This is a genomic window from Sphingobacterium sp. 18053 (genome assembly GCF_902706145.1).
GTDB classification, from domain to species: Bacteria; Bacteroidota; Bacteroidia; order Sphingobacteriales; family Sphingobacteriaceae; genus Sphingobacterium; species Sphingobacterium paramultivorum.
In genome coordinates this window covers 344,911-357,606 of sequence record NZ_CACSJW010000004.1, presented here as the reverse complement: position 1 = coordinate 357,606, position 12,696 = coordinate 344,911, and the positions used below count along the sequence as shown (strand labels likewise).

Here is a 12,696-nt window from a genome sequence, read left to right as displayed (position 1 = left end):
GACAAACAGAAAAAATAGGGCATGGCACATCGTATTTATATCTATAATGTAAATCTCAAAACCAAAGAAACATATCCTTCTTATCTGGCCGAATGGAATTATGAAATTCCTATCCTGATGCTACCTTTATTTTCTGCTCATATTCGTTCCAAAGGCTCACAGCTTTATGCAAACAAGGAAGATGGGATCGCACGACTGCGCTATTTTTATGCGTTGTTGGCTGATAGGTATCAATTGCATTATAAAAAAATATATTTTGAGCCTGTCAACCGGATGTTTGAATTTTTGGAAGAGCTACCTTTTGATGCCTTTCAGATCGATGGACGCGATGTTTTTACCATGAATGAAGAAAATGACGCGGAGCAGGCCAAAGATTGGGTGGCGGAAATAAGAATGAAGACCGCTTTGTATGAACAAGCGGTCGAAGAACAGTCCTTAGATCCGCTGGACCCGCTTGTGAAAGAATCTGGTTATACTTCTTTTTTAGATGCTCTTCAAACCGATTGGATTGATTATGGCTTGGGCTTATGGGCAGAAGGGCTTGTGCAGGAGAAAGGAGCAGAGGTTTTCGAAGCGGAAGGAAAACAAGGATTAAAAAATGCCAAAGGTGATATTTTGATTGAGGCGATTTACGATGAGATATTTGAATTCAATGACCAGGGGATTGCGGTAGTTCAATCAAATGGACAATATGGCTATATCAATGCTAGCGGCGCTGAACTGCTGTCCTGTCAATATAGCGACGCTTTCGATGCCCGGCATATCAATGGGAACAATTACGCTGAAGTAGAAGTGGCAGGAAAACGTGGGGTACTGCATATGGATGCCAAACAGCTGAGTATACCTGCAATCTATGATGAACTCGACTGGATCGCTTATGGTTTTATAAACGCAAGACAAGGGGATAGCCACATTCTCCTTTCGGCTGAAGGAAGATTGATTATTTCAGATCCTGCACCCGAGCCGTTTATGTATGACTATAACGAGCTGTTCTATAACCAACAAAAAGGAACGATAAAAAGGAAATATTACCGAATGGACGGTCAGTATTTAGGGACTTTTCTGGAAGGTAGCCTGGAGCCGCTAGCCAATCGATATTTTTGGATTAAACCCAATAAGCTACAGCCAAAAATTGCCGTCATTCAACCCGATGGCAATATCTTGGATGAAGGAATTGATCGGATTATAGTCTTGGATGGCTATCAAAGTATTGCCTATCTCAAAAATAAAAGATGGCAGATTTACTCGCTTGAGCAGGGGGTATTTCGACTGATGGATAGCCTGATAGATAAAGTAGCTGTAGATAGCATACAGCAATACCGTAAAGATATTTTTGTCGTAGGCTGTGCCCAAGGACAGGGGATTTATGATGCTCATCGAGGGGAATGGTTACTTGAACCTGCTATTGACCATCAGAAAATCGAACATTGCTTTTTGGATTTTATGCGCATACACTGTCCTGCGGGAATGCGCTATTTCGATACGAAGCTTAACTTTTGCAGTGAGCATTACGATTATATTTGTTCGCCTTTTCATTATCCAGCACCTGAGGCAATCTCAGGCGAACTCCTGTTGCTTTTTAAGGGAGAGAAGATCTTTCATCTCGACCTAAACCGGAATGTGATAGAGATACCCGAAACAGCATTCGGACATTTATATACAGAACGTTATCAGCTACAGGGGCGCGATCAAAGCTATTTTGTGCAATTTTATCAAGCCTGGACGAAACGCACGGGTGATGGATATGAACAGTATTTCGATAATGACACACTGCTTGAAAGGGGGAAGAAACTCGATGCTGAAGGGAAGGTCTCCGAAGCCATTCGGCTGCTCAAGATCGCGGCCGATCGCGGCAGTGCAGACTGCCAATATTTCCTTGGAAATATATATACAGATGCAGGCTACGATGGAATGGATATCGCAAAGGGAATGTTCTTCTATGAACAGGCAATGGCGCAGAACCATGCTCAGGCATGGAATAACTGGGCCTTTCTATATGCGACAGCGCATGGTGTTGAATTGGATATTTCGAAGGCCTTAAAAGGGTATCAGAAAGCTGTTGCGCTTGGAGAGGCGCAAGCCATGAGCAACTTAGGGAATTGGTATTACGAAGGAGCCTATGTGGAACAGGACTATGCCTTAGCTTTAGATTACTTTAAACAAGCTGAAAAAGCGGGTATCCCCAACGATGCGCAAATGGCAGAAATCTATTATCAAAAACAAGATTACGCGAACTTATTACGTTATTTAAAAAGGGATACCACAAATCAATTTGCCGCTGTCTATTATGGGATTTTGTATGAGGAAGGACTGGGTGTTAAACAAAGTTTGCCAAAAGCCATCCGTTACTATGAACAAGCCAATGAAGAAAACGTGTACGCCTATGCTGTCAATCGTTTGCTGCAGCTGTTTGCTGCGCATGGAGCTGCAGCAAACGCGGATAAATACGAGTTTTGGTTAAATTTTGCTAAAGAGAATACTGTTGAAATTGATCAATAGTAAGAGAATTATTATCGCATAGAAAATGGCTCATCGCATATATATTTACAATACAGATAAGAAGGATCAAGATTACTTTCCGCATTATTTAGGGGAATGGAATTATGTGATTCCGCCGCTTTTTTTACCCTTATTTGCTGCTAATCCGAAGGCAAAAGGTACCTTAGTTTATTCCGAAAAGGAGCCTGGAATCCGTAAGCTTCGCGCTTTTTATGATTTGCTCATTCATGAATATAGGTTAAATTCAGATGCGTTGGCCATGGCAGCTATCGGGAAACTGTTCGATTTTTTGGACGGTTTGCCCTTTGATTACTTCCAGCTGAACGCGAGTGATGTATTTAACATGAGCGATGTTAAACATAGTCAACAGGCAAAAGATTTTGCATTTGAAATCTATGAGAAGAATTTGCCCTATGAAAAAGCAATCGAAAAACAGTCCTTAGCTGAGCTCGAATCTATTTTGGCACCCGCTGGTTATACTTCTTTTTTAGCGATGCTCGAGCTAGAATGGGGCAACTATGGCTTGGGCTGGTGGAATAGCGAAGCGATTGATAGTCTGGATAATCAATTTTTTGAAGATCAGGGGTTTTGGGGGATACGCAATGCAAAGGGGGAGGTGAAGGTCGAAGCAAGCTATCAGGAAATTGGTGATTTTGACTATGAAGGGATCGCTGTCATAAAGAAAAATGATCTGTTCGGTTATTTGAATAGGGGCGGCGAAGAAACTATTCCCTGTATTTATTCATCGGCAGCGCCAGCCCAATATGGAGTTGGATCAACCGTTGGTAAGGTGAGCTTAGCTAAAAAATACGGATTGATCAACGTCGGGAACGGAGAAATAATCATACCGCTTGAATATGATGAACTCGAAGATTTTGCTTACGGTTATTACCAGGGAAAGAAAGATCAGCAATACTACATTATCGACGCCCAAGGTCAGTTCTTTAATGTTGTTGGTGCAGACAAGCCGTTTGACATAGATTATGATGGATTTATCTATCAAGATATTCCCGAAAATAAACTGCGTCACTATTATTCCAACAGAGGCATTTTACTTGGTGCTTTTGCCAGTGGTGCACTGAGCGAACTGCTGTTTGATTTTTATGCGGTCAATTTGAATAACAAAAAGAAAAAATCTGTTTTGTCTCCCGATGGAACTATCCTGGTCAAAGATGTTGATATACTCAATGCTGGAAACGGTCGAGGTGCATTATTCTTTGCCGATTCCGGTAGCATTCGTTTGTATAATCTGGAAGCCCGGGCCTATGTACTGCAAGACTTGGTAATGCAATCCGTTCAAGGGGGGACTGATTTCGGTAATGGTGCCTGGGATTGCTATATCATCGAAACAGCTGCCGGAAGTGGGATCTATCAGGCTGCTGAAAAGGCCTGGCTGATCCCGCTCTCAACGCACTATGTGAAAATTGTATATGCTGCTGTGATGGATTATTTTATTCTGAAAGACTATGCGGGAAGATATTACTATTTTGACGCAGTGCAAAGGGCCCTCAGCTCCGCCTACGATTATGTCTGTGCAAGCATTAATCACTATCAGGATCTGATGTTATTGCAAGGTGACCTCTTGTATAAAAAAGGCTACGATGGTGTGGAAGTAATTCAGGAAGAACAATATGGGCAATTTCTGAAGAAGCTGGATCAATTGTCAGGGGAAGATTTTGATGTATGTAGTCGTTTTTTTGAACGATGGAAGACTGCAAAGGGCGATAATTTTGAATCCAGCTATGATAGTTATACCTTGTATCATATGGCCTTAGACTGCTACCGGCAGGGCGATGTTGAAAAGGCGATGCGCTATTTTACCTTTTCTGCCGACCAGGGAAATGAAAGCAGCATGCATGAACTTGGGAATATCTTTACGGATACCGATAGCGAAGACAATCGTTTTTTAGATTTGGACAGGGGAATTCAATATTATGAACAGGCCGCCCAAAAAGAATATGCCCCTGCCTGGAATGCAATTGGCTACCTCTTTCAGTATGGAATCGGCTATAACAAAGACTTGAAAAAGTCATTTGACGCTTACATGAAAGGAGCCGAATTGGGAAATGGCTATGCTTTGTCCAATTTAGGTTACTTTTATTCAAGTGGGACCTATGTTGAAGAAGATCTGGAAAAAGCCCTCACTTATTATCAGAAAGCGGAATTAAAATTAGTTGAAAACAACAGCAATATAGCCTCTATCTATTACAGTTTGGAAGATTACGATCGTCTATTGGTTTACTTGAAAAGAGATAAGGAAAATAGTTATTCCAATATTTATTATGGATTGCTCTATGATCAGGGACTGAAATTTAAAAAGGACAGTAAAAAAGCGATCCACTATTTTGAGCGTGCCAATGACTACGGCGTTTACGAAAGTGCCACAGCGCGCTTATTGGATTATTACAAGAATGATCCTACATTTAGAAATCAGGAAAAATTTGTCCATTGGTTAGGTTTTGCAAAAACCAATGAACTGGATATCGAACAGGATTTATTGCAATGGGATAATCAGTCCGAAGATTCACATGCAAGTTCTTGCTTTTTTAGTAAACTATTTAAAAAGAAAAAGTAAATCATGTTATCATCAGCAAATATAGATTTTAGTGGCATTCTGATCGACTTGATCATGATTGTTTTTTTTGGATTTGGAACGATTTATACGTTAACGGTAGGTATTGTTCATTTCGTAAAGAAAAAAACACGAACCGTGGGGTATTATTTTCTGTCGTTTTTTCTGTCGGGCCTTATTGGACTCCTGATTGCAGGATTGCTGGCCTTTTTGTGGGCGATGTCATTGTCGTAAAGTGAAGGCAATAAAGTGAATTTAGCACAATGATCCTTTGACTGCCAGTCAAAAGATCATTGTGCTATGTGATTCCATCAATGGTTTTTGGCGTTGATAATATGCATGAGGTGGTGGTTACAATGCCATGCATACAGGCCTATATTGACCTTTAAAGAAATTAGTCTTTTGGTAACGGGGTGAATAAAACCCCTTTCAAGTTGTTCGGCTGAAAGGCTTTTCAGCAGTATGACCCAACGTTCATGTAGACCTTCAAGCAATTTTACCGAACTTTCTATGGGAATTATTTTGGCGTCGGGAAGTTCGGCCCACAATTTTTCTTCATATAATTTGATGGTTGGATCTTCTTCGGTTAGGGCCAATTTGAACCGGATAAAGCTATTCATATGGCTGTCGGCACAATGGTGAACGACCTGACGTATCGTCCAGCCGTCAGGACGGTAGCGCTTCTCTAGCGCACTGTCCGTAAGGTCGCCGACTTCGGATTTTAACCGAGCCGGAAAATCTGCAATTGTCTTGATCCAGTCATTCAACAGGGAGCTGTCAATTACATCGGGTATCGCGAAACGACCTATGGGGTATCTGAGTTTTTCTAATTCATGTTGCATAACCTAAAATTACTTAAAATAGATGCAAGGTTCCTAATCTTTATGTTCATGTTTTCGATGAATATTTTTTTTCGATAGGTTCTTGTGCAAGCTGTAATTTGGATGCGATAAAGAATTGTGTTAATTTCGGCAAAAATGCTAAGATCAATGATCCTCCCGTTTGTGTGGAGGATCATTGATCTTAGCATATAAAAGCACAAGAAATGAAAAGTCTAAAAGAACTGATTGATACAAGTAATTCGGGGTGGAAGCTGGTTGAGGGCTGGTTGAAGGAAGCGACAAATTCATATGAAGTGCTCCCTCAAAACCCTAAGCGGGCCGATGAGGAACTTTTAAGGGCACAAATTACGACAAAATCTCCGATGGGGGCCATTATTCATCAAAGCGGTGGTATACTGATCGATGGTGGCTGGTTACGGATTTTAGGCTCCGGTTCGCCAAAGCTGAATCGCGGAATTATGGAGTGGAATAAGGGTAAGAGCTTTGACAAGGAAGGCGAAAAAGGAGGATTTCTACTTATAGCTGATGATGTTTTGGGTGGTTATTTTGCCATCAATGCCGGCGCTCTGGGAGATGCTATTGGACAGGTCTATTATTTTGCTCAAGATACCTTACAATGGGAAAGTTTGGAATGTGGCTATTCGGACTTTGTTTTTTGGGCTTTGAAAGGGGATATCAGACAGTTTTATGAAACATTTAAATGGAAAGACTGGAGTGAAGACGTCAAATCCTTGACTGGTAATCAAGTTTTTTCGTTTTATCCTTTTCTATGGACTGAAGAAGCACGCGATTTTCGTAAAGTAGATCGCAAGCCAATGGCAATCGATGAGAACTACCACTTTACGATGGAATTTGCAGGCAGACGCTAATCGTTATTTCAATACGACAAACCTTCAGCTTAATGCTTTAATAAGGTGATAGGACAATATGTATATTGTTCTATCACCTTATCGTAGCGAGAAGAATAACCCTAAATAAGTGCTAAACGGATTTATTTTGAAGGCTAAAGCTAACTTCATTCAGTTTGATCAGTTGTATTTGTATTCCTTCTGCAAGACCAAGCTGCGTAGCGGCTTCTTTCCCCAGTTTAAGTACATGAAATCCTCTGCCTCGGTAGGTAAAATTGCATTCATATTCTCCGGCATTGATCATAATCCTTAATTTTTGGGATTTAGTGGGAAATAAAGGTTTAAATTCTTTTGTAATCCTTATTTGGGATTTCTTAACATCATCTGCAGTAATCTTGTTGCCCTCCGAAGGAAAAAGCATGTTTGTCGGTAGTGTCTGTACTGTGGAGGCTTGGGACTCGGCTTTTTGCTCCTGAATTTCCTGAACTTTTGGAGACTCATTTTGTATCGGTTCAGAACTTGTTTTATCTTGACGTTGCTTCTCTTGGCGCCCTTTCTTTCTATTGTTTTGATTTGCAGTTTTTCCCGCAGTTTCTGTAGGAGTTACGGAAGGAGTAGGACTAGAAGGAGTTTTGTGCTCGGTTTCCGCTGCTGTAGCCGGGCTGGTCATTGCTAAAGGCCGTTTAATGATATTGCGGATGTAGTAGTGTTTTATACGCGATTTGTCGGTGTTCCGCTCTTCAATTTCAAAATCTTCCTTGTAGGCTTTAAAAAGGTGGGACATCTTGTCGTATCCGTAATTTCGCGCATCAAAATCAGGTTTCCTTTTATTGAAAAGACTTCCGATTTCGCCTAGGAAAGCCCAGCCATTTTCATCAGCTGTATCATCGACAGTGTCTTTTAAAAGTTCCAGGGTTTCTTCATCCAGTACCGCTATACTTGCCGGGTTGTCAACCGGGGCAGGTTTGGGTTGATTTTGCTGTTTTTTCTTTGTGACTGTTTCTTTCTTTTGATTTTTTTCAAAAATTTCCACATAGATAAACTTGTCACAGGAGGCGATAAAAGGCTTAGGTGTCTTTTTCTCACCTATACCGATTACGAGCTTGCCTGATTCCCGGAGGCGGGTGGCCAAGCGGGTGAAGTCGCTGTCGCTCGATACAATACAAAATCCGTCCACTCTGTCCGAATGCAGAATATCCATGGCGTCAATAATTAATGCGGAATCAGTAGAATTTTTGCCTTGGGTATAACTGTATTGTTGTATGGGGGTTATCGCGTGGGTAAGAAGTTTGTCCTTCCATTTTTCAACATAAGGGTTGGTCCAGTCTCCGTAGATGCGTTTGATGGTTGGAATCCCGTATCTTTTGACTTCATTCAAAATCTCTTCGATCTTTCGATAAGATACATTATCCGCATCGATTAGTATTGCGATTTGCAAATCCCCATGTTCTGCCATATATGTTTAGATTATTTTTTTCAATATTTGAACTCTTTTCTATTCGTGTGACCTTTCTGATCTGAATATATTCGTTAAAAATACAGTATTGTTAAAGAATTTCTTGATTTTTTTAGAATTAATTTGAATGCTATTTTTTTAGAACATGCGATCAGCTGCTTTTGTTTGGGCGTAGGGAGGGAATTATTACGTTTGCGGAGCAGTGAAATGATTTGGGGGACGGTGAAAATAAAAAAAGGTTTTCAAACGGGGAGAATGAAAACCTTAAATAACCAATTATAAACCTAAATTATGATGATACAAAGATAGTGTAAATATTACACCTGTGCAAATTTCATTACTATTTTTTTAAAACGTTCTGAATTTTGTAGCTGAACAGCTACAGGTTACCTGTAGCTGTGCCGAAACTAGTCCATCATGAAGCTCGAAGGTCTATATTTCATCACAGCATAAAAGCTATTGGTGAACGCTTGCACGCTTTTATAACCGACTTTATATGCAATTTGGGAGATGCTGAATTGTTTTGTGCTAAGAAGTTCCAAACTCTTGATAATGCGGAGTAACTGCTGATATTTTGCAAGTGTCATTCCGGTTTCCTTTTTAAAAAGACGCTCAATAGTTCGGAGCGAAAGATTGGACAACATGGCAATCTCGTCTAATGTGAAGGCTGCTGTGTAATGGTCATGTAGGTGATTTAAGACGGCTTGAAGTCTATTCTCCTGAGGAAGGGTGATCCCAAGTTGGAGCAATTGTGCGGCGAAATAGGGGAGTTCATGGAGTAAAGCACCCAGGAAAACTTTTTCATGTTCATCTTCTTCAATCAATTTCGACCATTTTTCAGTATATAAAATCATTTCCCGTAACACTTTTGGGGCAGAAAATACCTGCACCTGACTGAAAAACAACTGGTCTTGTGCGCTGTCAAATTGTGGAGTATCAAAAAAAAGCACCATAAGTTTGATGCGCTCAGAGTGGGAGTTGGTCTTATGTAATGCACCAGAGGGAATCCAGGCAACGTGATTTTGGGGGAGTAGATACATTTTTCCTGCGACGGTAAGGTATTGGAAACCCTGTTCGACATAAATCAACTGACCTTTCCGATGATTGTGCAACTCGTTGTCGTGTATCCAGTTTTCTTCAAACCAGACAAAGGTTGATTTCTGGATACGTTCAATTGTCAATGTATGATTTGTTTGATCCATGTCGTTTTAAATTAAATTAATGGCAAATTTAATTAAAATTTCAGGTATATCTTTGCAGGCGATCATTACATGTATAGCGCGATTTTATTATGAAAGAAAATATAAAAGTATCCACAGCTGTTTCTTGGACCTGGTTATCCATATTGGTTGTTGTTATGGTCTCAACCAATCTGCGGTCGCCAATTACAGCCGTTGGCCCTGTACTGGGGCAAATCAGTGAAGATTTACAATTAAATAGTTTTCAAAGCAGCCTATTGACGGCAATCCCCCTTTTTATGTTTGCGAGCTGTTCTGTAGCAGTAAGTCGATATTCGCATAAACTGGGCATGCATCGTTTTTTATTGTTTGGTTTAATGCTGTTGAGTGTAGGGATTGTGCTTCGGGTCTGGGGCAATATGCCAACGCTGTTTGTGGGATCTTTTTTAATTGGACTTGGGATCTGTGTGGGCAATGTCGTTACACCTGGCTATATAAAAACCAGTTTTCCAAAGCAGATTGGGCTGATGACAGGGATTTTTGCGGTAGCAATGAATCTGACTGCGGCTTTTGCTTCGGGTTTTAGTTTACGATTGGGTGAATGGACTGGTCTTGGGTGGCAAGGCTCGCTGGGTGTTTGGGTGATTTTAGCCTTGTTATCACTTATTGTTGTTTTTTTTGATGGTTTAGGCCGAAAGAAGGCTCAAGGTATTACTGAAAATAGACAAACAACAAGTGGAATCGGGCATATCTTTAGGTCAAGATTGGCCTGGTATATCAGCCTATTCATGGGTATTCAGTCCCTAATTTACTACAGCTTGATTTCTTGGTTGCCCAAAGTATTGGTGGATTATGGTATGCCAAAGGAGGATACGGGCTGGTTGCTGTTTTTGATCCAAATTGCCATGATTCCCATTATGTTCATTGGACCTATTTTGGCTCATCGGATGAAGGATCAACGTTTAATGGCAACTGCTGTTGCGATAGGCATGCTCGGAAGTATATTTATATTCTGGCATTACAAGCTTCAGGGAATTTATGTTGCCGCCATATTGTTGGGACTTTCCAATGGACTGTCTTTCAGTTTGTCTATTCTCTTCTTTACCCTGCGGGCTAGATCAACGGCAAATGCGATCAAAATATCGGGCATGGCGCAGTCTGTCGGTTATTTCATTGCGGCTTTTGGCCCGCCGGTCTTTGGTAGGCTGCACGAAATAGATGCTACCTGGAATTACTCGTTCTACTTTTTGGCGGGGAGTATCGTACTTTTATTGTTTGCGGGATGGAAGGCCGGCGAAGATAAGTATGTAGCGGAAGATTAAAGATAAGGCTACATCAGGCATAGGTGTTTAGCTGATGTAGCCTTATTCAACTAGCTCTTAAGCGCTAGCTTTCGAATTTACCTGCTAATCTTTGAGGACAGAAAATTCGATGTATGTGGCATTGTTCACATCGTGAAAAATACGTTGGGTAGCTTTGCGGAAATCAGCTTTCGTAGCTGTATAAGGTGCTAAAAACACCTGTGGATTTCGTTCTGCCAGCGGAAACCACGAGTTTTGTACCTGGACCATAATGCGATGTCCTTTTTTGAAGGTATGCGCAACGTCTGGCATTTCAAAATTCACCTTTTCGACCATTCCTGAAGTCAAGGCCTGTGCTTTATCAAAACCATTTCGGTATTTCCCCGCCATGATCTCACCACGTACCATCATTTGATATCCAGCCATTGTTTTTCCTTGATAACTTGCGGCATCATTCGGGTAAACATCAATCAGTTTGACAACATAGTCCGCGTCTGTTCCTGTTGAAGAGACTTTGAGGAAGTTTTTGATTGGGCCTACAATAGTTAAGTCCTCCGTCAACGGTTCTGTTTGATAAACCATGACATCAGGGCGACTAGCTGCGAAACGTTGATCATCTACCATATATTCCCGTGTTCGGTTTTGAATTAACCCACCTTGATGCGGAACAGGTTTATTAGGGTCTGTTACATATTCATCCCAGGAATCTGTACGTTGAACTTTGTCAAATCCAAGTTTCCCCTGCGGTTGGAAGTATAGTTTTTTTGTCTCTACATTTTTTGGTGGCCACTGTTCGAAATGTTTCCATTCGTTGCTTCCTGAGACAAAAATGTTGGCTTCGGAAGGGGCGAAGTTTCCTTCATCTTTTAGGTAATATTTGAAAAACGGTTGTTCAAATTGTTCCTGATAAGTAATACTGGTTTTTTTCTCAAATTGGATATCACCTAGATAGTTTCCTTCTGCACGAACCCAGCCGCCATGATACCAAGGTCCCGCGACTAAAATCGAGTTGTTTTTTTTGCTTTTATCCTCAATCGATTGGTAGGTCTTAAATGTTCCATATGCATCTTCCGCGTCAAAGAAACCACCGACCACCATCACAGCTGGTCTTACCTCCTGTAAAGAATTGGTGATCACACGCGATTTCCAAAAATCATCATAGTCGGGATGTTTAAACAGGTCATTCCAAAATTGTACGGAGTCACCAAAATACTTTTCTTTGAGTTCCCGCGCTGTTCCTGCTTCTGCAAAAAAGTTATATTTATCGGCTTCTTTGATCTGAATTTTGCCCTTAAATTGATCCGGTGTGATGGGTTTTGGACGAGGGACACCAAAGGTTGACATGAATGTAAACGCATCCTGAAGAAACAATACGCCATTATGGTGGAAGTCGTCGCCGATATACCAGTCTGTTACGGGAGCCTGTGGGGAGACTGCCTTCAAGCTAGGGTGTGTTTTGACCAATCCGACGGTAGAATAGAAGCCTGGATAGGAAATCCCATAGAGCCCGGCTTTGCCATTATAGTTTTTGAGATTTTTCTGTAACCATTCAAGCGCATCATAGGTATCCGTACTTTCATCGATTGCTTTTTTATCTTTGCTGTACGTGGTCGGACGTATATCTTCAAAATCACCTTCGCTCATCCACTTGCCACGGACATCCTGGTAAACGAAAATATAGCCTTCATGCATCATTTGGGGGAAGTTTCCCAAGCTTTTTTTGTATTCGTTCTGCCCATAAGGAGAAACTGTGTAGGGTGTTCTATTGAGCAAAACTGGATATTTCTTGGATTTGTCTTTTGGACTGTAGATCGCAGTAAATAATTTTTTCCCATCTCGCATGGGGATTGCTACTTCGGTCTTTTCATAATGATCTCTAACATAAGCCGAGTCGGCAGCTGTTTGAGCATGTAACTGGCTTGCGCTTAAAAGCGCTAAAGTTAGGTACGAAATTGTATTTTTCATTCAGATAATTATTTGTTCAGTACATTCTTTGGTGT

At 41.0% G+C, this 12,696-nt stretch carries 9 protein-coding genes; 5 read left to right on the top strand and 4 right to left on the bottom strand.

Annotated features, from left to right (window positions below):
- The first annotated feature begins 21 nt into the window (after positions 1 to 21).
- Genes GVK91_RS11370 through GVK91_RS11360 form a run of 3 tightly spaced genes read left to right on the top strand, consistent with a single transcriptional unit; the run spans position 22 to position 5,305 of the window.
- Complete coding sequence (locus tag GVK91_RS11370; protein WP_159728785.1) at positions 22 to 2,499, top strand: SEL1-like repeat protein; 2,478 nt, start codon at positions 22 to 24, stop codon at positions 2,497 to 2,499.
- Positions 2,500 to 2,524: 25 nt separating this feature from the next.
- Entirely contained in the window at positions 2,525 to 5,074 is a 2,550-nt protein-coding gene (locus tag GVK91_RS11365) for an SEL1-like repeat protein (RefSeq protein ID WP_159728783.1), read from the top strand.
- A gap of 3 nt (positions 5,075 to 5,077) precedes the next feature.
- Positions 5,078 to 5,305, top strand: a complete 228-nt coding sequence (locus GVK91_RS11360; RefSeq protein WP_159728781.1) for a hypothetical protein — start codon at positions 5,078 to 5,080, stop codon at positions 5,303 to 5,305.
- Positions 5,306 to 5,382: 77 nt separating this feature from the next.
- Here GVK91_RS11360 and GVK91_RS11355 read toward each other — a convergent pair whose 3' ends face one another.
- A complete protein-coding gene (locus tag GVK91_RS11355; RefSeq protein WP_159728779.1) occupies positions 5,383 to 5,913 on the bottom strand; it encodes a YfiT family bacillithiol transferase in 531 nt (176 codons plus the stop codon).
- Between the two features lie 203 nt (positions 5,914 to 6,116).
- On the opposite strand from GVK91_RS11355, the gene GVK91_RS11350 reads away from it, so the two are divergent.
- Positions 6,117 to 6,782, top strand: coding sequence for a DUF2625 domain-containing protein (locus tag GVK91_RS11350; RefSeq protein WP_159728777.1), 666 nt, complete (start codon positions 6,117 to 6,119; stop codon positions 6,780 to 6,782).
- Positions 6,783 to 6,894: 112 nt separating this feature from the next.
- Here the strand turns inward: GVK91_RS11350 and GVK91_RS11345 are convergent, their stop codons facing one another.
- Positions 6,895 to 8,217, bottom strand: coding sequence for an NYN domain-containing protein (locus GVK91_RS11345; RefSeq protein WP_159728775.1), 1,323 nt, complete (start codon positions 8,215 to 8,217; stop codon positions 6,895 to 6,897).
- Positions 8,218 to 8,624: 407 nt separating this feature from the next.
- Positions 8,625 to 9,419: an AraC family transcriptional regulator gene (locus GVK91_RS11340; RefSeq protein ID WP_159728773.1), complete on the bottom strand. Its 795-nt coding sequence runs from the start codon at positions 9,417 to 9,419 to the stop codon at positions 8,625 to 8,627.
- 89 nt (positions 9,420 to 9,508) lie between these two features.
- On the opposite strand from GVK91_RS11340, the gene GVK91_RS11335 reads away from it, so the two are divergent.
- Complete coding sequence (locus tag GVK91_RS11335; RefSeq protein WP_159728771.1) at positions 9,509 to 10,717, top strand: MFS transporter; 1,209 nt, start codon at positions 9,509 to 9,511, stop codon at positions 10,715 to 10,717.
- An 84-nt stretch (positions 10,718 to 10,801) separates the two neighbouring features.
- Here the strand turns inward: GVK91_RS11335 and GVK91_RS11330 are convergent, their stop codons facing one another.
- Entirely contained in the window at positions 10,802 to 12,661 is a 1,860-nt protein-coding gene (locus tag GVK91_RS11330; RefSeq protein ID WP_159728769.1) for a CocE/NonD family hydrolase, read from the bottom strand.
- Between the last annotated feature and the right edge of the window lie 35 nt (positions 12,662 to 12,696).

Excerpts from the sequence above, each read along its gene's own strand:
- GVK91_RS11340 (WP_159728773.1), bottom strand. The coding sequence starts at position 9,419 with ATGGATCAAACAAATCATACATTGACAATTGAACGTATCCAGAAATCA.
- GVK91_RS11355 (WP_159728779.1), bottom strand. The coding sequence starts at position 5,913 with ATGCAACATGAATTAGAAAAACTCAGATACCCCATAGGTCGTTTCGCG.
- GVK91_RS11350 (WP_159728777.1), top strand. The coding sequence starts at position 6,117 with ATGAAAAGTCTAAAAGAACTGATTGATACAAGTAATTCGGGGTGGAAG.
- GVK91_RS11335 (WP_159728771.1), top strand. The coding sequence starts at position 9,509 with ATGAAAGAAAATATAAAAGTATCCACAGCTGTTTCTTGGACCTGGTTA.
- GVK91_RS11370 (WP_159728785.1), top strand. The coding sequence starts at position 22 with ATGGCACATCGTATTTATATCTATAATGTAAATCTCAAAACCAAAGAA.
- GVK91_RS11360 (WP_159728781.1), top strand. The coding sequence starts at position 5,078 with ATGTTATCATCAGCAAATATAGATTTTAGTGGCATTCTGATCGACTTG.
- GVK91_RS11345 (WP_159728775.1), bottom strand. The coding sequence starts at position 8,217 with ATGGCAGAACATGGGGATTTGCAAATCGCAATACTAATCGATGCGGAT.
- GVK91_RS11365 (WP_159728783.1), top strand. The coding sequence starts at position 2,525 with ATGGCTCATCGCATATATATTTACAATACAGATAAGAAGGATCAAGAT.
- GVK91_RS11330 (WP_159728769.1), bottom strand. The coding sequence starts at position 12,661 with ATGAAAAATACAATTTCGTACCTAACTTTAGCGCTTTTAAGCGCAAGC.